The sequence below is a fragment of the Candidatus Defluviibacterium haderslevense genome, from assembly GCA_016712225.1.
Taxonomy (GTDB): Bacteria; Bacteroidota; Bacteroidia; order Chitinophagales; family Saprospiraceae; genus Vicinibacter; species Vicinibacter haderslevensis.
Genome location: JADJRL010000003.1, coordinates 3243124 through 3264212 on the forward strand (window position 1 = coordinate 3243124; position 21089 = coordinate 3264212).

Consider the following 21089-nt stretch of genomic DNA (forward strand, 5'->3'; position numbering starts at 1 on the left):
AAAACCCTAAATTTAGGCATTAATTTGGATATAAAAATGAAACGGCAGATATTTATTATTCGTCATGCAAAATCTAGTTGGAATCACGTAGGATTAAAGGACTTTGATCGCCCGTTAAATGACAGAGGATTAAAAGATGCTCCGGTCATGGCTAAAGTATTCAAAGGTCTGATTAAAGATCAGGTTAAATTGATTAGCAGTCCAGCAAATCGAGCAATAACAACTGCCGAAGTATTTGCTGCAGCTCTTCAACAAAAACCTGAGGATATTCGCAAAGAAGAAATTTTGTATTATGGCGATGAGACAGATTATTTGGATTGTTTGACTTCTGTAGATAATAATAATCTATCTGTTGCCATATTTGGACATAATCCTAAGATTGAACATTTTGCTGCAAGGGTGTCTAACCCATATCTTGGAGAAGTGCCTACCTGCGCTATAATGGCATTTGAATACGAAGGTCTGTTATGGAATGAATTGAGTTGGAATAAATTGATATATTTGAACCATTATTTTCCAAAAGAATTGTAATGAAGAATTTTTACCTATTTTTTTTATTTTTCGTAATAGTGATTTCTTGTAACAGGGATCAAAAAAAAGTGCCAATACAAGAGGACATGATGGTTAATGTCTTGACTGATTTGTATTTTGTAGAAGCTTATTTTGAATCATTGTCTGGCAACCTAAAGGACTCCATGATTGCTGTAAAAAAGCTTGAGGTCCTTGCCAAATATGGATTGACAGATTCCATTTTTAATGAAGCAGGAAAGTATTATTCCAGAAATGATAAATTAATGGAGCAAATTGAAAATAAAGTTGTAGAACAAGTAGATAAACTTATTAAAGTTGATTCGTTGAAACAAAAGAATTAATTATTTGGTAACATCAGGAATGATCGAAAGCATTGACTTTGGAATATCTTTGCGGTGAAATATGGAAAAAGCAAATAAAATTCTAATAGTCGATGATGAAGAAGACACATTAGAATTCTTATCTTATAACTTAACGAAGCAAGGATTTGAAGTTAAAACAGCCTTAAACGGTCGTGATGCTTTCCAATTATTGAGTCATTTTATTCCCGACCTTATTGTTTTAGATTATATGATGCCTGAAATGGATGGCAGATCTTTTTTACAAAAGGTCAAATCTTTTCAAGCGTTTAAGCAAATTAAAATTGCAGTCTTGACAGCTAAGACTGACGATTTAACTCACACTGATTTGTTAGATCTTGGAGCTGATGATTTTATTACAAAACCCATCAAGCCTAATGTACTTATCAGTAGAATAAATATGCTGTTGCGTAGAGAGTTGGCAAAAAATGAAATTGAAGATCAAAAAATCATACAACTAGATCAATTAACCATAGATCCCATCACTTTTACAATTAATTTTAATAAAATAGATGTAGATTTGCCTAGAAAGGAATTCCAATTACTTTATTTATTAGCTGGAAAACCAGGAAGAGTGTTTAATAGGGCAGAAATATTAAATAAGGTTTGGGGTGAAGATATTCTAGTGGGAGAACGAACCATTGATGTTCACATTCGAAAGATTCGTGAAAAATTAAAGGGAATTAATATAAAAACGATTAAGGGTATTGGGTACAAACTGGAATTCTAGTTCATATAAACGAGGCAATATTAATGCCTTAGTATCTGTTGCAGCATTATGTATCGTTTTGACGTTTTCTGTAATCTATATCATATTATCCCTTACAGAAGTAGTTTTAAGTCATGTACTTTATGTATATCTATTTGGTGTAATTTTATTTGTTGTATGTTGGGTTATTCTAAAATATTTATTGGATCAATATTTATTATCAAGGATTAAAGTCATCTATAAGTTGATACGTGGAACAAAAACTGAAGAACCTTTTGTCAAAGAAAAGCGCGGTTTTGGAATAGACATCATTCAGCAAGTAGAAGAGGACGTATCCGAATACTTAATCCAAAAAGATAAAGAGATCGTTTTAAATACAGAGCTCGAGGAATATCGCAAAGAATATATTGGGAATGTATCACATGAATTAAAGACTCCTATTTTTAATATTCAGGGATATCTTCAATCATTATTAAATGGAGGCTTGGAAGATCCGGCAGTAAACCATAAATTTTTAGAAAAAGCAATAGCTAATGCTGATCGACTTCAGGCCATCATTGAAGATCTTGAGTCTATTTCCAGATTGGAAGCTAGAAGCAATATCCTGGAAATCCAAGAATTCAATATTAAGGATTTGGTTCAGGAAGTATTTGATGATTTGGAAGGATTAGCTGAAAAAAAACAAATCAAACTTTCATTTAAATCTGGTGCAGATATACCACATATTGTCAAAGGTGATATGGGCCAAATTAGATTAGTGCTGAATAATTTGATACAAAATTCCATCAAATATGGAGTTGAAGGCGGGCGCACCAAAGTCAGCTTTTATGAATTAGATAAAAATGTTTTAATAGAAGTATCAGATAATGGTATCGGAATTTCTGAAGACCACATGAAACATGTCTTTGATCGTTTTTACAGAGTAGATAAAAGCAGATCCAGAATCCAGGGTGGAAGTGGTTTAGGCTTGTCCATTGTGAAACACATCATAGAAAGTCACGGACAATCCTTAAATGTCAGAAGTACCATCGATAAAGGCACAACCTTTGGTTTTACTTTAGAACAGGTATAGTAAATTAGATCTTGGAATTTGTAGAATTTACTAATGCAGATTCATTAGTAATCGTATTTAACTCAGCCATAATTTTATCCTTGAAAGCTAAATAATCACTCAATATAGAACCTGGCAAAGGCAATCCTGCAGGGAAACTAAGCTTTCTGTGATCCACTTGTACACCATTTTTCCAGAATCTGAAACATACATGAGGGCCGGTAGCTAATCCGGTTGAACCTACATAACCTATGATTTGGCCTTGATTGACGTGTGTGCCCGGTCGAATTCCGGATGCAAATCGGGACATGTGTAAATATTGCGTTTCATAGGTTTTATCATGACGGATTTTAACAAAATTCCCGTTACCACCTGTATATGAGGCTGCAGTCACTACACCTTCACCAACAGACATAATTGGAGTACCTGTCGGTGCTGCATAATCAGTTCCAAAATGAGGTCTGGAATATTTTAATACCGGGTGAAATCTTTTCGTATTAAAAGGTGAGCTTATTCTGCTAAATCTTAAAGGTGCTTGGAGAAAAGATCGACGTAATGGACGACCGTTTAGATCATAATAGTCCTTTTTATTATTGACTTCATATTTAAAAGCAAAATGCTCATGTCTATCTGTATTAAAATAAGCAGCTATTAAATCACCTTCATTAGTCGGTTCTCCTTCTATCCAAACCCTATTAAAAATAAGTTTGAATGAATTCCCCAATTGAATTTGATGGAAATCCATTGAAGTGGCTAGTGCATCTTCCATTTGATCAATAATTCCTAGTGAAACGCCTTGTTCTTCTAAAGCATTCCACAAAGATGATTTGATGGTTCCTCCGACCAGTTCACGTCTGAATTCACGCTCTTTTTCGATTACAATGGGACAATTCACCAGACTCAAGTCACATAACAGAGATTTATACTGGTTAATCTCATAAACAAAATAATCTGGTCTAACACAGACATTAGAGTGAATCATGGCATAAGAATTGCCTGCTTTAATTGATTTTACATCTAATATCCCATTTAGATTTTCAATGATCTGGTTAATTTTACTGGAAGCAACGCCGTAATCCGATAGAATTTCGGGTAAAAGCTGACCTGTTTTGATTTTTGATTTGCTGATTTCAAAATGATTTAAATCAAAACCCATGAAATTTTCCTTTGAAGTCAGGCATTCTGCGCTTTCAGCCTGTTGTTTATGCTTGCTTAGAGTGAAAAAGTCTTGATTTAGAATGTATTTAAGTAACATTCCATTAAAAACAAGAAGACATGTTAGGGCGAAAACCTGTATTAGTTTGAAAAATAATTGTTTTTTCGCCATGTAGATCTCGCTTGCTGGATAATAATGGGTAACTAAATCGAATGCGAAGGTACAATAAATATTTGCAATACCAAATTTTATGACCAATAATTTTGTAAATATAAGTAAAACAGTATATTATAAGTATACATATTATATAATTTATAAATTTAAGATAATCAATATTTTAATAATATTAATAGCTATGCCAATGTTTTTTAATTTTACTAACTTTGCTATTGGATATGATCATAAAAGGTGCATAAATCAGTCATGAATAAGAGCTTATTTAATTCTAATTCCACCATTTGGTCATTGGATTATCCGGCTGTCATGGGAATTATAAACCTTAGTCTCAATTCATTTTACAACTCCAGCATTGTCCAGTTAGACCAATTATTGGAACGAGTAAATAATTACATTGAGGAAGGGGTTGATTTAATTGATCTGGGTGCCATGTCATCCAAACCAGGCTCTAACATTCCGGATGCACAAACAGAACTGTCATTATTATTGCCAGCAATAAAACAAATTAAAGCTGCATTCCCAAACTTGATCCTATCCATTGACACCATGCGTTCTGAAATTGCTGAACAAGCTATTTTGAATGGTGCACATATGATAAATGATATTTCAGGTGGGCAATTTGATCCTGACATGCCAAAGATCATAAATACATACCAAGTTCCATATATTATGATGCATATGAGGGGAATTCCAAAAACGATGAATCAACCAGAACATTTAAATTACACCAATTTGAGTTCTGAAATCATGCGTTTTTTTGTGGCACAAATTAAAAAATTTAAAGATCATGGTGTTTATCAAATTATTGTAGATCCGGGATTTGGGTTTAGTAAATCATTAGCACAAAACTTCGAACTATTAGCAAACCTACATCTGTTGAGCATACTTGACTGTCCTATATTGGTTGGCATATCCAGAAAATCTATGATATATAAACAGACAAATAATGACCCTGAAGATGCATTAAATGGGACTACTGCTGCACATATGCTGGCATTAATGGAAGGAGCACAAATATTAAGGGTACATGATGTTAAAGCGGCAAAGCAAGCGGTTTCCATCTTTAATCAATATACTAAACATAAAGTGATAAATTTAAGTTAATAGCCACTGAATAACCAATCAAAAGAAGAAATATTTAGTTATCTAAGGTATGCTTGAAAAACAAGAAAAAAAGTATCAACAACAAATACTCAGAAGATTCAAAGGTCTACTGCGTGGTATGGGTTTGATATTATTCATTTTAAGCTTAATCTTTATAGTTGGTTTTTTTTTGTTGAGCTCCTCAAGAATTCAGGATTGGTCAAAAAATCAACTATTGGTCTACCTCAGTACAAAAATTCAAAATAAATTCGAATTGGGCCAGGTTGAAATTGATTTATTTCATGGTGGCGTTATTACAAATTTGATCATTTATGATCATCATCATGATACTTTATTATATGCAGCCAAGGTTAATGTAAATTTTAAAAAGGATCTAAGCTCATTATTTAAAAATGAATTGTCTATCAGCGATGTCATTTTAGATCAAGGCGTATTTAAAATAATATCTTATCAAGGTGAAGAATATAATAGTTTGAACTGGTTTATTAAACACATCTCTAAAACTAAATCATCAAGTGCATCTAATCCATTTAAATTTAGTTTGCAATCGGTCCTGTTGAAATCATTCCACCACTATAGGGATAGACAAGGATCCGGAATTAAAGAACATTATTATGTTTCAACGGGCGAAATAGAGGTTAATAAATTAAATTTCAATGCGAATTATTTGGAATTGAAGAATGTTAAAGCGAACCATGCAGTTGTGGAAATTAAACATTATGCAGTTCAGCCATTAACACCAAAGAAGATTATTTCAATAGTTCAAGATACATCTTACTATTGTTCTAATCCATTTATTGTATATTGTCATCATGCAGAAGTTGAGGAAAGTGCTTTTTATCTGAATAAAAGCCTGACCAATGAAGATTTGGATACTTCAATGCCCTATGTTGATTTTAATCACTTTTTTGTTAATCATATAAACACAAAATTGGAATCTTTTTTGTTTAATGATCTAAATTTTGAAGGACAATTAAAAACCTTTAATGCTAAGATTAATAACCAGTTTAATATTCAATCCTTTAGTGTCGGTCAATTCAATGTTAATGATAAAAAAGCAAGTATTGAACAATTTGAATTAAAGACTGATCATTCTTGGATTCGGGATAGCTTATATTTGAGCTATTCCAAATATACAGATTTCAAATCATTCAATGATAAAATTTATATTGATCATTATGCACATGATGCGCGTATTGCTATTTTAGATATTCAGTATTTTTCCAAAGCCTTGACGAATAATAAATTTTTTATTACCAACAGGAACGAATCTTTAAATTATTCGGGAAGGGTGTTAGGTAAAATAAATGGTCTAAAATTTATTGATTTTACTGCCAACATAGGATCAGAATTTGAATTTACAGGTGATATTAGTTCCAGAAATTTAACTAAGAAGGGAAATGAATTATTAAATATAAGAATTAATAAATTAAAAACCTCCTTGCCCTTTATATCTACTATTATCCCTGGATTAAAAATGCCTGATTTGTATAATAAGATAGGTAAGTTTCAATTTGTAGGTGCATTTGATGGTTACTTTGAAGATTTTGTTTCATATGGTTTATTTGAAACGGAACTAGGAAATGTCAGATCTGACTTAAGACTTAATCTAAGACCTGGAAAAGAAAAGGCAACTTTCAGTGGATCCATAAGTTTAGAACATTTTGCTCTAGGTTCTTTATTAAATATTAAGGACTTGAAGGAAGTTAGTTTAAGAGCACAAATTAGAAATGGTACAGGATTAACTATAGATAAATTGAGTGCAGACTTGGAAGCTAATTTTCAATCCATTAGTTTTAGACATTATATTTATCGAAACGCAAGTTTTAATGGAAAGGTAAATCAAAATTTATTAGATGGTGAAGTCAAAATAAAAGATACCAATCTGGATTTAGTGTTTAATGGTAAATTGAGTAATTTAAAAGATAATCCAAGTTTTGTTTTTGATATGAAAATCAACAAAGCGGATCTTAAGGCATTAAATTTGACCCAAGAGTCTTATATTGTTTCTGCAGATATTTCTTCTGACTTTAAGAGTTTGGAGTTGGATAAAGTTAGAGGGGAAATCAAATTGGAAAAGGCCATGATCTATGATTATGCAAAAAATCGAATCTTGAATTTAGGGTCAATTAGTATAAATCAAAACAGGAAGGATGCTAAGTCTCATTTACTAATTGATTCAGATCCTCTTCATGTGGATTTATTAGGAGATTATAAATTAAAGAGTTTATTCAATGTAATCATGACCCATTTTGATCACAATTATCATGATGTGTTATCAACGATTAAAATTCCTTTCGAAGAAGATCATTCTATAGCTGATTTTAATCTCAGCATTCAGGGAAAGTCAATTAATAGAATTTTTCTATTTTTTGACATTCCAATAAAATTGAATACAGTTAATCTTGAATTGACTCATGATGGAAATGCAAATGTGCAAAATATTAAAGGAGATTTACCTGAATTAATTGTAAATGATATCAAGTTTGTTAATGGTAACATTAATCTTGTGTCAAAGAATAGTGTTTTAAATAGTCAATTTAATTTTGAATCTATTTACTTTAAACAAAATAAATTATTTACTGCGATAAGCATATCACCAAAAATTGAGAATAATAAATTATCAACGACATTATTTGCCATGGACTCCACAGGTGTCAAACCTGCCTATGATCTCGGTTTTATTATTGATTTTTTTAGTGACCATAAATTGGTATATATGGATCGAAATGCGCTAATGATTCAGGGTTTACAATGGTTTGTGAATCCAGAAGCTAAACTAGATCTTTTCGAAAAAGGTTTTAAAATTACAAATTTCGAAGTAAGTGATACCATTAGATCTATTCGAGTGGAAGATATCAATCAATCAGGTATTAAATTGATAGCTGAAAACTTTAATCTTTCATTTCTTAATACGTTCATATACAATAAAAGTGTACGAATGGAAGGCTTCTTTAATTCAGAAATTATTGTTCCCAGTTTAAAAACCTTGAAGGATATTACAGGGCAAATTTCAATTTCTAATTATCGTATTAATGCAAATAATTATGGAAGGATTAATTTAGCATTTGAATTAAAGGATCCTTATAAGCCACTTGAAATTACGATTGAAAACAATTATAAAGAGTGTTATTTAACCGGTCAGGGCACTTTGAATCTACCTTTGGTTTCGAATTACACATTGCCTAAATTTGACTTTCATTTTGATTTTAAAACTTCAGGTTTTCCGATTTCATTTTTAGAAAATTTCATGACCAGTATAAGTAAAACAAAAGGGACTTTGCAAGGAAATATGTCGCTTGACTTTAAGGATAGAATCTTGACCAGTAATGGCGTATTAGAGGCTCAGAGAGGATCTACTAAAATTAATTATTTAAATACGGAATACACTTTTGATAAGGAAGAAGTAATTTTTAAAGAGGACGAATTTGTATTTAAAAATACAACAATCTATGATGAATTAAAAAATCCAATTGCTGTAAATGGTACCATCCGCCATGAGAATTTTAAGCGATTTTTTATGGATGTTGAATTGACCGCTAATCAGGCATTGGTATTGAATACAAAGAAGGGGGACAATATTTATTTTTATGGATATGGGATATTAGATTTTGTAAGTACCTTCAAAGGGCCGACATGGAGTATGGATATGAACATCATAGGCAAGTCAAAGAAAGGTAGTAAGTTGGTCATCCCTATGCGTTATGATCAGGATGCTGGTGATACCAAATTCGTTCGATTTAAACACAAAAATGCAAACGAATTCATTGCTACTAAAGTTAATCAATCCATTAAAGGCTTAAGCGTGAAAATGAATATCGAGATTACAGAAGAAGCAGAAATCTCTATAGTTTTTGATGAATTGACTGGTGATATTTTGCGGAGTAATGGGCGTGGCAATTTACAAATAGCTGCTCTCAGAGACAATACATTTACGATAAAAGGTAATTATGAAGTCGTCCAGGGTCAATACCTGTTTACTTTATTTAATTTTGTAAACAAACCATTTAAACTGAAACGCGGGGGAACTATTCTTTGGTCAGGAGATCCTTTAGATGCTGATATTAATTTGGAAGCGAGTTATGAAGGTCTGAATGTTAGTCCCTCTATACTGCTTCAGGAGTATTTAACTACAGATGTTCAAAGAGAAGAAGCCAGAAGAAGAACTAAGGTAGATTTAACAATGATATTGACAGGTTCCTTGTTAAAACCTGACATTAATTTTCGTTTAGGATTTCCGGAATTAACTGGAACCTTAAAAAATTTAAGCGAAAATAAAGTGCGTGAACTAGAGCAAAATCCTGATGAACTTAACCAGCAGGTGGCCGCACTCGTAGCGCTAAGAACTTTTATAGGTGCTAAAGATGTGGGAGTTGGTTCTATTGGTAAAACAACTATAAACACTATGAGTGAGTTTTTGTCCAATCAACTTTCTGTGTTTGTTTCGAGTCTACTGTCAGAAGCTTTTGAAGGTGTTGATTTTATTAGTGGTATTGATGTTAATGTACTTTATGATCAAGCTGATGCCACAAGCTTAACTCAATCCACAGGTAATGATGTTGCGGTTAATTTTCAAAGTAGATTATGGGATGATAAATTAGCCGTGACCTTAGGCGGTAATTATAATTCAGCGCCAACAACATTAAAATCAAATTATTTTAATCCGGAAACGGTAATCGAATGGAATACTCCTATTCCGGGCTTGAAATTAAGAGTTTATTATAAGGGTGTTGATTCCATTGAAGGAGTTAAACACAAAGTTGGTTCAGGTATTACTTATAGGAAGGAGTTCGATTCTTTGGGTGATTTTAAAAACGGAATTAAAAATCAACGTGACAACAGAAAAAATAAAAAATTATAAACAAGAAGTAGGGCTTTGTAAGCTTTTGCCAGCTACGATTTTGGATGATTTAGATTATAAAGAAGTCATTCAATTAGCTGCTCAATATGCAGTCTCTGTTGATGGACAAAATATGATCTTAAATACTGAGATCAGTACCCAATATGATGAAATCAATTATTGGTTGAATCGTGCCGATCAGTTAAGATTATTATTGAAGCAATCAACCATACAATTGTTGGGATTTGAATCGATTATTGCTGATGTTAAATTGCTTGGGATAGAGAATTATATTCTTGACATAGAGGCTATGTTGCGAATTAAAAGTTTATTGCAAAATATTAGAAATATTCGTGAGATATTGAAGGCTCCATTACAACATGGATATCATATTTTGCAAGATGAGTTGCTTAAATTTCACGATCTGAATTTTATTTTGGATAGGTTGTATAAAATTATTGACCGTGAAGGAAAAATTCATGATCATGCTTCCCCAGCATTGTTGTCTATTAGGCAGCAATTAAAAAGTAAGCAAAATGAAATTTATAAAACCTTCAAAAAACATGTAACCCAATACAGACAATCTGGATATTTGGCAGAAGGAGAGGAAAGTATTAGAAATGGACGACTTGTATTGCGTGTGTTATCAGAATATAGAAGACAGATTAAGGGGATTATACATGATGAATCTGAATCCGGCAAAACAGTATTTTTGGAACCTCAGGAGTTGGTTGAATTAAATAATGACATCTTTGATTTAGAGTCCGAAGAACGTAAAGAAATCCAAAAAATTCTTTCCGACCTTTGTAAATTAATGCATCCCTATGCGGAAGAATTGGGTATGGATTATGTTAATTTAGTGAACTGGGATTGCTGGTTGGCTAAGGTGAAATTTTCAATGTCAATTGATGGATTAAAGCCAGAATTATCACAAGAATATCAGATGTCCATAAAAGATGGAAAACATCCATTGTTGTTTTTGAAATTGAAAGAATTAAATAGAAAGTTAGTACCCTTTTCATTGTATCTCAATGAAAAAAATAGAATACTCATACTTTCCGGACCTAATGCAGGAGGAAAGTCTGTAATTTTGAAGTCTCTTGGATTGTTGCAATTAATGGTTCAATCTGGATTTTTAGTTCCGGTCGCCAAAGGTTCAGTGTTTAATTTATTTAAAGTAATATGTGCTGATATAGGCGATCATCAATCCATGGATGATGCTTTAAGTACCTATAGTGCTAAGCTTGCCAATATGAGGGATTTTGAAGCGCATGCTTCAAGGGATTCACTTGTTTTAATTGATGAATTCGGTAGTGGAACGGAACCACATATGGGCGGTGCCATCGCAGAATCTTTATTATTTGCACTCAATAAGAAACATGTTTTTGGAGTTATTAATACGCATTATACCAACCTAAAAACCTTTGCACACAAACATAGTGGATTGGTCAATGGTGCCATGATTTTTGATGAAAAAAATCTAAGTCCAACCTACCAACTGCAAGTAGGTAGGCCAGGAAGTTCATATGCTTTTGAAATTGCTGAAAAAAATAATTTACCTGCTCATATTATAGCCTATGCTAAACAAAGAGTGGGAAATCAAACCGTAAGCTTCGAACAATTGTTGGCCAAACTAGATCAGGAATCCAGTGTGTTACAAAAAGAAATTGCAGAATACAATACTAAAAAAATAGGTCTTGATAAATTGATCAAATCCTATCAGGATATGCAACGACAACTGGATGTAAAAAAACTTAAATTACGTCTGGAGGAAAAACAATCTTCAATTCAGCACGCTGCTTTGAAGTTGAAGGAATTGGATCGATATTCTAAAGAACTCAGGAAGGAACAAGACGAAATAAAATTGCGTGATAAAGTAGAGAAAGAAAAGGCGGAGTACAAAAAGAATACTGAAGAGTTTTATCAATTGAATCAAGAAATTCAAATTCACGAACAGAATAAAAAAGACACGCCTATAGTAATTGGTGATGCGGTAAAGTTAATTCTAAATGGAATGATTGGAAAAGTTGTTGCTATTGATAACGACAAACTAACAGTAATAACTGAACACATGACTTTTAAGCTGAAACTTAAAGAAATTATTAAACTCAAATCAGTCATTGATATTCAAAAAGCACAGGCTATAACAACCAATACAATTCGTACTAATGAGCCTTTTAATGCAACGTTGGATATGCGCGGTATGAAAATTCAAGAAGCGCAATTGTCATTGGAATCCTTTATTGATAAGGCCTTGTTGGCTAATGTAAATGCAGTAAATATCCTTCATGGAAAGGGGAGTGGAATACTTAAAGAAACAGTGGCAAGGACATTGCGCGGCCAAAATTATGTGAAAAAATTATTTCACCCTTCAAGTGATCAGGGTGGTGATGGGATTACGATTGTGGAACTTCGCTAATTGGAAATCGGGCTAATGGTCCAAAGTCATCAGCTGCGAATTTCTTATCTAAAAATTTGTAGTAACCTGCAAGTGCTATCATAGCTGCATTATCTGTACAATATTGTAGCGATGGAACAAAGGTATTCCAATGATATTTTAATGCTAATTCTTTTAATTTATTTCTTAGGCCGGAATTAGCAGATACACCACCTGCAACACCAATGTTTTTTGTCTTGTAATGATTTGCAGCTGCGATCAGTTTAAAGGCTAAAATTTCAATAATCGTATGCTGAATGGAAGCACATAAATCGTTAAGATTTTTTTCAATAAATGATGGGTCTTCTTTCAATTGTTTTTGTAAAAAATAAAGAACCGAAGTTTTTAAACCTGAAAAACTATAATTGAAATCTTTCATTTTTGAAATCGGGAAGGTAAAAACTGGATTGCCGGATTTTGCCAGACGATCTATAACCGGACCTGAAGGGTAGGATAAACCCAATAATTTACCCGTTTTATCAAAAGCTTCTCCGGCTGCATCATCCAAGGATTGACCAATTAATTCCATCTGGTTATAACCTGATACATAAACCAATTGGGTATGGCCCCCAGAGACGGTTAGGCAAAGAAATGGAAAGGTAGGTTTTGGCTCTTCAATTAATAACGAGAGCACATGTGCTTCAAGATGATTGACTTCAATCAGCGGTATATTCAAACTTAAAGCCAAACTTTTAGCAAAACTAATACCTACAATAAGAGAACCAATCAGACCCGGGCCTTTTGTTACAGCAATACCTTTGAGATCTTGGAGCTGGCATCCTGATTTTTGTAAAGTTTCCTTAGTCAATGGGATCATAGCTTCCATATGCATTCTGGAGGCCCATTCTGGCACCACTCCGCCATATTTGGCATGGATGGATTGACTAAAAGTCACATTTGAAAGGATCATTCCGTCTTTGATTACAGACATTGAAGTGTCATCACATGAAGATTCGATCCCTAGTAAAATATCTGCCATGATTTTGAAAAAAAGACTTAAACTTGCACAAAAATAGCTTTATTAGAAGTATTATTAGATATAATTGATTATCATTTCATGTTAGGACTTATAAATCAAAGGGAAGTACATTTATTAAATCAGGATGGTCATGTGAAGATTGAACCCTTAGATTCAGTTCAAAATATGGATTTGATAAAGTCCTCAAAGTACCTTTCCATCTCAAGGAAGTTTGTTTTATTTCCTAAAAACCATACTAACGATCGTATAGAGCAATATTTTCCGGTTTACCCCAATGAGCAGGTTATTCATGATTTTAAAGATCAATCTAACTATCAAGTTTCCTATATTATAAACAAAGCATTTATTAATTTTTTTAGACAAGGCCACCATGCTGCATCATTTATAAATGAATTGACCTCACATGTCATTTGTAATGATCAAACATGTACGTTTATTTTATTATTGCACAATCATGCTATAGTAATGACAAAACGTCTGAATGATTATTTGTTTTACAATATTTTTGAATTTGATCAAGCTGAAGAACTACTCTATTACATAACTCAATTGTATTTACATTTAAATATAGATAGAGAGGTGGGACGTATCGTGTTCATGGGTGAAATTGATACAGAATCAAAAATATACGATTTATTTTCAGTTTACTTTAGACATTTGGAAATGGATAAAAGTCTAATTTTTAAATCCTTAATTGAGTCTTAAGTTCTAATTCAATGAGAATATCTGGTGGAACATTACGAGGAAGAACTTTTTATCCTCCTGCAAACAATTGGCCTACAAGGCCTACAACAGATATGTCTCGTACCGCTTTATTCAATATTTTACAAAATAAATTGGATTTTGAATCCGTGCGAATGCTGGACTTATTCGGTGGAACTGGTGCTCATTCCTATGAATTTATTTCTAGAGGTTGCACCGATGTAACCTATGTAGATAAATTTAAACCTGCGACATTATTTGTACACCAAAAAGCTATTGAATTTGGAATATCAACTTCACTCAAAATTGTTCATTCAGATTATTTGATGTTCGTCAAAACTTGTCACCGGAAATTTGATTATATTTTTGCTGGTCCGCCATATGGTTTAGTTCAGTTAGACGGGATACCAGATGTGGTGTTTGAATCGAATATTCTGGATGATGATGGCTTATTCGTTTTAGAACATGATCCCAGTCACGATTTTAAAAATCATGGTAACTTATTAGATGTACGTAATTACGGTCAGACTCATTTTTCTTTTTTTAAAAAGAAACAAAATTAAATTTTATGATTCGGTTAAATGATAACCAATATCGAGATATTTATTTTTAGTTATATTGAAATTCAAGAACATTTTTTTTAAATGCACAACAATGAAAATTAAATTTGAAGAACCTGAAGCATTAAGTGATGTGGCTCAATTTCACCAATTATTTGATATGCCCATTTTGGATACACCTGGTATTCCGGATATAGAGCGATGTAAATTGAGAATTGCCTTACTTTCAGAAGAATTAGAGGAATTGAAGGAAGCTATTGAGAATAATGATATTGTTGAAGCAGCAGATGCTTTTTGTGATTTACAGTATGTATTATCCGGGGCCATTCTTGAATTTGGTTTAGCGCATAAATTTAAACAATTATTTGATGAAGTACAACGATCAAATATGAGTAAAGCATGTGCAACAATGGAGATTGCCGAAACCACACAGAAAAAATATTTTGATGAAAAGCAAATGAATTCTGAAATTAGGATAAAGGAAGATCAATTTTTAGTTTACCGAAAGGAAGACGGAAAGGTGCTCAAATCTGTAACCTATAGTCCTGCTGATTTGAGAAGTATACTATAGTTTTTGTGTTTTAAAATAGGAATGATTTATTTTTTTTCTGTAGCATTTAAATGTTGAGCTAAGAAATATCCCATACTCAAAGATGCCTGTAATAAATATCCTCCGGTTGGTGCATCCCAATCCAGCATTTCTCCTATAACATAATGATGGCTTAATTTTTTTAATTCAAAATTTGAAGTGACTTCATTCAATGCGACACCACCTACAGTAGAAATGGCTTCATCTATAGGAGCTAATGCATAAATAGTCAGAGGTAAATGTTTTATGCTATGAGCGAGTAGGGTTGGATTAATAAATTCTTCTTTAGATAAAGTATTTTTTAATAGCGCAATGCTTTCAGAACTACATTTTATTTTTGTGATCAATATTTTTTGGATGGATTGATTACCCCTATGTTTTAAAGACCATTCAATCTGATCAAAAGGTAATTGGGGTTTCAGGTCAATATATATTTTAGCTTCGTCATGAGTATTTAATTGATTTCGAATCTCTTGACTTAAAGCATAAATAGCACCGCCCTCCAATCCAAACTTGGTAATCATCAGTTCCCCCTTAATGGATTTTTGTTCACAATGTATTGCAATATTTTTGAGTGATTGACCTTCAGCTATTTTTAAAAAATCAGCAGGCCAGTGAATTCCAAAGGCACAATTCGAAGCTTGAAATGGAATTATTTTAATATTTTTCTCTTCAAATCGTTTTGACCACAACCCATTGGAGCCTGTTTTCTTCCAACTTGCACCACCTAAGCTAAAGATAATGATATCAAATGTAAGGACTAGCTGTTGCACTTTAGTTTGAAAAACCAATTGCATGTCTTCATTCCAACTCATCCATGTGTGATTACATTGTATGGATATATTTTTTGATTTGATATGCTCTATGATGGTCATGAGTACCTGTATAGGTTTTATTCCCCTTTGAGGAAAAATCCTTGCACTGCTTCCAATATATGTTTCTATGCCAAGTTCTTGGAGCCATTGTACTAATGAAGAATTTGGAAAAGCAGAGATGCATTCATCCATAAAACCGTTAGGATGATATTTTGTAAGGAAGGATGCTAACGATTCTGAATGGGTCAAATTGAGTCCACCATCTCCGGCTACTAAAAATTTTCTTCCTAATGTATTATTTTGCTCATAAATTGTAATATCAAACTGAGATTCATCCAGGCATGATGCTAACATTAATCCGGCTGCACCTCCTCCAATAATTGCAATTGATTTTTTCATGAATCAATTCCTGTACTTATGATTGTTGTATACAAGCTGCACGAAGCAATGACATATAATTCAAACCTTTTTCTTGGGCATATTGGATGTTTCTTTCAGGTATTGATTCCAGATCATCATAATGAAGTCGTATTTTTTCAATACTATCTTCACGTAAGAAATGTAACATAGGATATATTGATCTATTGGTATAATTCGCAGGATCTTCGTCATTAGAACCTTCAAAGCAATATTGTGGATGAAAACTTGCTATTTGTATGATGCCTTCATATCCTTCTTCTTCTAAAATGATTTCAGATTCTTCTACGAAATCTAAAAAGTCTTCAAATGATTCATAAGAATCCGGGAATAATGTAAAACTCGTTTCAATATCTTCATGTTCACTGAGGTATTTAAGTTCAGATAAAATAAGTTCATCTATTGAAACATTATTATTCGCAAATACTACATTGAATCGTATATTATTTTTTATACTCAATGCCTTGGCGGCAAAGGGACAAAAGTTGCAACCAATAACCACCTGTTTGATCCAGTTTATAGTTTGATTAATGATCGTTTGTTCTTGATTTATCATGAGGATTTCTTTTTCTTTTGACCTCGGGTTATGGGTTTACCATATTTTTTCATCATTTTTTCGTTCCTTCTGATTTTGTGATTTGTTTTTTTGTTTTTATCAGATTTTTCATGGAATGCGGATGAAGTTAAATCTATTTTGGGTCTTTTAATTTGTATTTCTCGTGTGCCGGTATTTGGTAGCTCATCATCTGTTAGAATATCTGAAATATTGATAACTTCAGGAAGCGGAATTATCCTTACTGCTTTTTGAATAAATGTTTCTATTTCATCGTGCAATGGTTCATCTTTTTCTGTAATAAAACTGATGGCAATACCATCTTTGTCGGCCCTTCCTGTTCGACCAATTCTGTGGATATAGAGTTCAGGCAAATCGGGTATATCAAAGTTGATAACGTGTGAAACCCCTTCTATATCAATACCACGGGCAATGATGTCAGTAGCAATTAATGCAGTCGTAATTCCTTGTTTAAAATCTTCTACTGATTTAAAACGATAATTTTGTTCTTTATTAGAATGGATAATGCCAATTTGATTAGGAAACAAAAGATTTAATTTTTCAAAAACCTGGTCTGCCAAAGCTTTTGTTCTTGTGAAAATGAGTGTTTTCTTAAATTCTTCTTTTTTCAATAAATACTCTAGTACATTTATTTTTGTATTGAAATTAGGCACCTTGTATCCTTGTAAAATGATTTTTTCTAGAGGAGTACCGGAAGGAGCTGCTTCAATTTTTATAGTGTTCGAAAAGTAGGTAAGAATTAATTGTTCTACATCATAGGTTAGTGTAGCCGAGAACATAAGATTTTGTCGCTTATTAGGTAATAAATCAAATACCCGAATCAGTTGTGGTCGAAAACCTAAATCCAACATTTCATCCACTTCATCTATGATTAATCTTTTTATAGATTTTAATTTCAAATGGCCATTTAATACTAAATCCAATAATCTGCCTGGTGTTCCAACAATAATGTCAATACCTTCCTGAATTATTTTAGCTTGATTTTTAATATTAGTACCTCCGTAGACTCCACAGATTCTTATGGTCATATAAGTACTTAATTTTTGTATTTCTTGTTCTACTTGTGCGACCAGTTCTCTGGTAGGTACAATAATAAGTATTTGAGGATGTATATCCTTTGTGAAATTCCAAAGTCGAAGACAAGGTAATAAATAGGCTAGGGTTTTACCGGTACCTGTTTGTGCGATTCCTATTACATCACTTCCGGACATCACTACTGAAAAAGCCTTAGATTGAATGCTTGTTGGAACCGTATAGCCCAAGTCGTTTAAAGCTTTTCTTAAAGACTGATTTAAATTTAATTCTTCAAACGTGTTCATATATGTTATAAAAATATTTTGTTGGTTTTCTTAATTGAAATTGTAATAATGAATAAAAGCGATTTATATGAGATTGGGCTTTGTCGCTAATTCAATAATTTCTTTTGAACTGAAGTTGATATTTATTTAATTTATTATTTAAAACAAAATTTTATTTTTGGCTTTAATTATTGGTCTCTTTAGTAATTAATTGAATTCCATTTTCTTTAAGTAATATAACTTTTTGTTTGAATAATGAGCCTACTGCTTTTTTAAAATTCTTTTTACTCATATTAAGTGCTGCATGTATTTCTTCGGCAGGACTATTGTCATGTAATCCGATAAAACCATTTTGTTGGTTTAGACATTCAAGTAAGAATTTTGCATTTGGCTCAATATTTTTATAGCCTATTGCTTGTATGGAAACGTCAATTTTATGATCCGGACGAATTAATTTTATAGTGCCTTTCAACTGTTCACCAATGTGTAAGGGCTGAAAGAGTTCATCATGATATATTAATCCCCTGTGACATTGATTAATAATGACATTCACGCCGATATCAGAAATATGAGTGACCAGAAGATCCACTTCATCAAACTTTTTAACAGTCAATTCCTGATTGGATGTAAATTTATTAATTTTACTTGACGCGATTAGTCGATCTGTGAGTTCATCTAAATAGCAATAGACCACATAATCTTGCCCTTCAATCATTTTAGTAGCTTGTTCATTAAAGGGAACAAATAAGTGTTTTTCCAATCCCCAGTATAAAAAGGCTCCAATATCATTGGTTTGTGCTACTTTGAGCAATGCGAACGTATTTAATTTAATTAAAGGTTCTAAAGTAGTAGCAATGACACGTTCACTTGAATCCAAATATACAAATACCCGGATTGATGCCCCTAATTCAATGGAATTGGGAACGTATTTATTGGGTAATAATACTTCGTCAATTCCGTTTCCAAGGTATAAACCAACAGTTGTCTTTCGAAGTACCTGTAAGGTATGATGTATTCCAATAGTTAACATTCAAATATTTTCAACGTACAAAGATATTAAAGAATTTCTTTGAAATCTAATAATTATTATATTGTAAACTTTTTGTTAAGTTTATATGTCTTATGAATCATAGCTGAATTGGGATTTATTTTATTTGGACAATTTTTTTTGAATTTTTTTTTACTATCCATCAACTATGGATCTATTCTTATCTATCAATTGTCATTAAAGACTTATTTATAGCATTATTTTAACTTAAAAAAAACTAATTTTGCAACCATTATGATTCGGATTAAGCAATTGGATAGAATGTTAATTAAAGGTTATGTCGGACCTTTCTTGGCTTCTTTTTTTATTGCTTTATTTGTGTTGGTCATGCAGACCTTATGGCTCTATATCGACGATATCATAGGAAAGGGGGCTGGTATTTTAGTAATTTTTGAATTTCTGGGTTATCTGTCTGTATCATTAATACCAATGGCACTTCCAATAGGTGTGTTATTGGCCGGTGTTTTTTTATTTGGAAATTTGGGAGAACGCCATGAATTATCCAGTATGAAATCGTCAGGAATTTCATTGATACGTATTATGATTCCATTAATGCTTTTTGCAGGGTTGATTGCTTTGAGTTCATGGGTTTGTTCTGATTTCGTTATTCCTAAATCCAATCTAAAATTTTTAAGTAGACTTCACGATCTTAAAAGACAGAAACCTACTTTAAGCTTAGAGGAAGGTGTATTTAACGATGATTTTTATGGATACGTCATTAGGATTGAGAAGAAGGGTAGTGATGGTAAGTCAATTACCAATATTTTAATTGATGATCACAATAGTTCTGCTGGTAATGGCTCTAAAGCGACAATTGTAGCCAAGACAGGAATCATGTACGTTACTACTGGAAATAAATTTTTAGTCATGGAACTTTATGATGGTGAAATTTACCAAACACCTGATAGACCATCCAATAACAGGACTTCCTTTCCATTCATTCGGACCCGTTTCGATCATTTGACCAAAGTCTTTGGCCTTGAAGAATTTAATTTGGAACGTACAGATGAGGATTTATTCAAGAATAATCAACGGATGCAGAATTCCAAGCAATTGCGTGTTGAGATTGATACGATTGATAGAGAAATTTCCAAAACAGTTAGTCCTGTTTTTGACCATGTGAGTACATGGAGAAAAGTAGAACAACTTACTCCGGTTTCTGTTGATGATAAAGCAGTAACTAGTGCACAAAAGAGAAATTTGAATTTTGAAAAATTTAGAAATAGTCTGGAAGAGAGTTTTACAAAAAGAGACCAATTGGATTCTTTGATTCAAAATTTCGAACATCTAGATTCTAATCAAATATCCACCATCGCGGTTAAGGCTAAAAATACATTGAAAAATCAGATCGACCGAAAAGGTGGATTCACGGAGAATCAAAAATCATTACTTAAGAAAAAGGCAAAATTTTCTTATGAATTATACATTAAGTATTCTTTTGGTTTGATTTGTTTTATTTTTATTTTCATAGGTGCACCGCTGGGTGCGATAGTGCGAAAGGGTGGATATGGATATCCTCTCATTTTATGTATATTTGTATTCGTCTGTTATATTTTGTTGAATACTTTTTGTAAACGTTTATCTGAAAGCTTAAGTATAGATCCTAATATAGCTGCCTGGATACCTTGTATTGTTATGATTCCACCTTGTCTAATGTTGACCTGGTCTGCTCAAAGAGATCGAAATATTTTTACCGATGTTTATATGTTATTGAGTAAATTATTTCAAAGAAAACGAAATTAA

The 21089-nt window shown here is 32.4% G+C and carries 17 protein-coding genes; 11 read left to right on the forward strand and 6 right to left on the reverse strand.

Features of this window, described 5'->3' with window-relative positions; translation table 11 throughout:
- The first annotated feature begins 36 nt into the window (after positions 1-36).
- From IPK88_12635 to IPK88_12650, 4 genes are all read left to right on the forward strand, one after another.
- Positions 37-531: a histidine phosphatase family protein gene (locus tag IPK88_12635; protein MBK8244266.1), complete on the forward strand. Its 495-nt coding sequence runs from the start codon at positions 37-39 to the stop codon at positions 529-531.
- Positions 531-872, forward strand: a complete 342-nt coding sequence (locus tag IPK88_12640; GenBank protein MBK8244267.1) for a DUF4296 domain-containing protein — start codon at positions 531-533, stop codon at positions 870-872. Before IPK88_12635 ends, IPK88_12640 begins: the two co-directional genes overlap by 1 nt.
- Positions 873-933: 61 nt before the next feature.
- The gene (locus IPK88_12645) at positions 934-1620 is read left to right on the forward strand and encodes a response regulator transcription factor (GenBank protein MBK8244268.1); all 687 of its coding nucleotides are present in this window, start codon (positions 934-936) and stop codon (positions 1618-1620) included.
- On the forward strand, positions 1598-2671 hold the full coding sequence (locus tag IPK88_12650) for a sensor histidine kinase (GenBank protein MBK8244269.1): 1074 nt from the start codon (positions 1598-1600) through the stop codon (positions 2669-2671). Before IPK88_12645 ends, IPK88_12650 begins: the two co-directional genes overlap by 23 nt.
- A 4-nt stretch (positions 2672-2675) precedes the next feature.
- Here the strand turns inward: IPK88_12650 and IPK88_12655 are convergent, their stop codons facing one another.
- The gene (locus IPK88_12655) at positions 2676-3806 is read right to left on the reverse strand and encodes a peptidoglycan DD-metalloendopeptidase family protein (GenBank protein MBK8244270.1); all 1131 of its coding nucleotides are present in this window, start codon (positions 3804-3806) and stop codon (positions 2676-2678) included.
- 423 nt (positions 3807-4229) lie between these two features.
- Between IPK88_12655 and folP the strand changes: the two genes are divergently transcribed.
- The 3 genes from folP to IPK88_12670 are packed head-to-tail and all read left to right on the forward strand — an operon-like array spanning position 4230 to position 12346.
- Positions 4230-5087 carry a dihydropteroate synthase gene (gene folP / locus IPK88_12660; protein MBK8244271.1) on the forward strand — a complete coding sequence of 286 codons (858 nt, stop codon included), beginning with the start codon at positions 4230-4232 and terminating at the stop codon, positions 5085-5087.
- A gap of 49 nt (positions 5088-5136) precedes the next feature.
- Positions 5137-9948: a translocation/assembly module TamB domain-containing protein gene (locus IPK88_12665; GenBank protein ID MBK8244272.1), complete on the forward strand. Its 4812-nt coding sequence runs from the start codon at positions 5137-5139 to the stop codon at positions 9946-9948.
- The gene (locus IPK88_12670; GenBank protein MBK8244273.1) at positions 9920-12346 is read left to right on the forward strand and encodes a Smr/MutS family protein; all 2427 of its coding nucleotides are present in this window, start codon (positions 9920-9922) and stop codon (positions 12344-12346) included. Before IPK88_12665 ends, IPK88_12670 begins: the two co-directional genes overlap by 29 nt.
- On the opposite strand, the gene tsaD is transcribed toward IPK88_12670, so the two are convergent.
- On the reverse strand, positions 12324-13343 hold the full coding sequence (gene tsaD, locus IPK88_12675) for a tRNA (adenosine(37)-N6)-threonylcarbamoyltransferase complex transferase subunit TsaD (protein ID MBK8244274.1): 1020 nt from the start codon (positions 13341-13343) through the stop codon (positions 12324-12326). The genes IPK88_12670 and tsaD overlap by 23 nt on opposite strands.
- A gap of 78 nt (positions 13344-13421) precedes the next feature.
- Between tsaD and IPK88_12680 the strand changes: the two genes are divergently transcribed.
- The 3 genes from IPK88_12680 (at position 13422) to IPK88_12690 (ending at position 15176) form a co-directional block, all read left to right on the forward strand.
- The gene (locus IPK88_12680) at positions 13422-14048 is read left to right on the forward strand and encodes a DUF3822 family protein (GenBank protein MBK8244275.1); all 627 of its coding nucleotides are present in this window, start codon (positions 13422-13424) and stop codon (positions 14046-14048) included.
- 11 nt (positions 14049-14059) lie between these two features.
- The gene (locus IPK88_12685; protein ID MBK8244276.1) at positions 14060-14608 is read left to right on the forward strand and encodes an RsmD family RNA methyltransferase; all 549 of its coding nucleotides are present in this window, start codon (positions 14060-14062) and stop codon (positions 14606-14608) included.
- 91 nt (positions 14609-14699) lie between these two features.
- Positions 14700-15176, forward strand: a complete 477-nt coding sequence (locus IPK88_12690; protein ID MBK8244277.1) for a nucleoside triphosphate pyrophosphohydrolase family protein — start codon at positions 14700-14702, stop codon at positions 15174-15176.
- A 26-nt stretch (positions 15177-15202) separates the two neighbouring features.
- On the opposite strand, the gene IPK88_12695 is transcribed toward IPK88_12690, so the two are convergent.
- The 4 genes from IPK88_12695 to IPK88_12710 form a co-directional block, all read right to left on the reverse strand.
- Entirely contained in the window at positions 15203-16408 is a 1206-nt protein-coding gene (locus tag IPK88_12695; protein MBK8244278.1) for a TIGR03862 family flavoprotein, read from the reverse strand.
- Positions 16409-16424: 16 nt separating this feature from the next.
- Positions 16425-16982 carry a DUF1415 domain-containing protein gene (locus IPK88_12700; protein MBK8244279.1) on the reverse strand — a complete coding sequence of 186 codons (558 nt, stop codon included), beginning with the start codon at positions 16980-16982 and terminating at the stop codon, positions 16425-16427.
- Positions 16979-18319: a DEAD/DEAH box helicase gene (locus IPK88_12705; GenBank protein ID MBK8244280.1), complete on the reverse strand. Its 1341-nt coding sequence runs from the start codon at positions 18317-18319 to the stop codon at positions 16979-16981. The genes IPK88_12700 and IPK88_12705 overlap by 4 nt, the downstream gene beginning before the upstream one ends.
- Positions 18320-18482: 163 nt before the next feature.
- Entirely contained in the window at positions 18483-19328 is an 846-nt protein-coding gene (locus IPK88_12710) for a GntR family transcriptional regulator (GenBank protein ID MBK8244281.1), read from the reverse strand.
- 252 nt (positions 19329-19580) lie between these two features.
- On the opposite strand from IPK88_12710, the gene IPK88_12715 reads away from it, so the two are divergent.
- Positions 19581-21089, forward strand: coding sequence for an LptF/LptG family permease (locus IPK88_12715; protein MBK8244282.1), 1509 nt, complete (start codon positions 19581-19583; stop codon positions 21087-21089).

Bases quoted from the DNA above. Each gene is read 5' to 3' on its own strand.
- IPK88_12635 (MBK8244266.1), top strand. From the start codon at position 37: ATGAAACGGCAGATATTTATTATTCGTCATGCAAAATCTAGTTGGAAT.
- IPK88_12640 (MBK8244267.1), top strand. From the start codon at position 531: ATGAAGAATTTTTACCTATTTTTTTTATTTTTCGTAATAGTGATTTCT.
- IPK88_12645 (MBK8244268.1), top strand. From the start codon at position 934: ATGGAAAAAGCAAATAAAATTCTAATAGTCGATGATGAAGAAGACACA.
- IPK88_12655 (MBK8244270.1), bottom strand. From the start codon at position 3,806: ATGGGTTTTGATTTAAATCATTTTGAAATCAGCAAATCAAAAATCAAA.
- folP (MBK8244271.1), top strand. From the start codon at position 4,230: ATGAATAAGAGCTTATTTAATTCTAATTCCACCATTTGGTCATTGGAT.
- IPK88_12665 (MBK8244272.1), top strand. From the start codon at position 5,137: ATGCTTGAAAAACAAGAAAAAAAGTATCAACAACAAATACTCAGAAGA.
- tsaD (MBK8244274.1), bottom strand. From the start codon at position 13,343: ATGGCAGATATTTTACTAGGGATCGAATCTTCATGTGATGACACTTCA.
- IPK88_12680 (MBK8244275.1), top strand. From the start codon at position 13,422: ATGTTAGGACTTATAAATCAAAGGGAAGTACATTTATTAAATCAGGAT.
- IPK88_12685 (MBK8244276.1), top strand. From the start codon at position 14,060: ATGAGAATATCTGGTGGAACATTACGAGGAAGAACTTTTTATCCTCCT.
- IPK88_12690 (MBK8244277.1), top strand. From the start codon at position 14,700: ATGAAAATTAAATTTGAAGAACCTGAAGCATTAAGTGATGTGGCTCAA.
- IPK88_12695 (MBK8244278.1), bottom strand. From the start codon at position 16,408: ATGAAAAAATCAATTGCAATTATTGGAGGAGGTGCAGCCGGATTAATG.
- IPK88_12700 (MBK8244279.1), bottom strand. From the start codon at position 16,982: ATGATAAATCAAGAACAAACGATCATTAATCAAACTATAAACTGGATC.
- IPK88_12705 (MBK8244280.1), bottom strand. From the start codon at position 18,319: ATGAACACGTTTGAAGAATTAAATTTAAATCAGTCTTTAAGAAAAGCT.
- IPK88_12710 (MBK8244281.1), bottom strand. From the start codon at position 19,328: ATGTTAACTATTGGAATACATCATACCTTACAGGTACTTCGAAAGACA.
- IPK88_12715 (MBK8244282.1), top strand. From the start codon at position 19,581: ATGATTCGGATTAAGCAATTGGATAGAATGTTAATTAAAGGTTATGTC.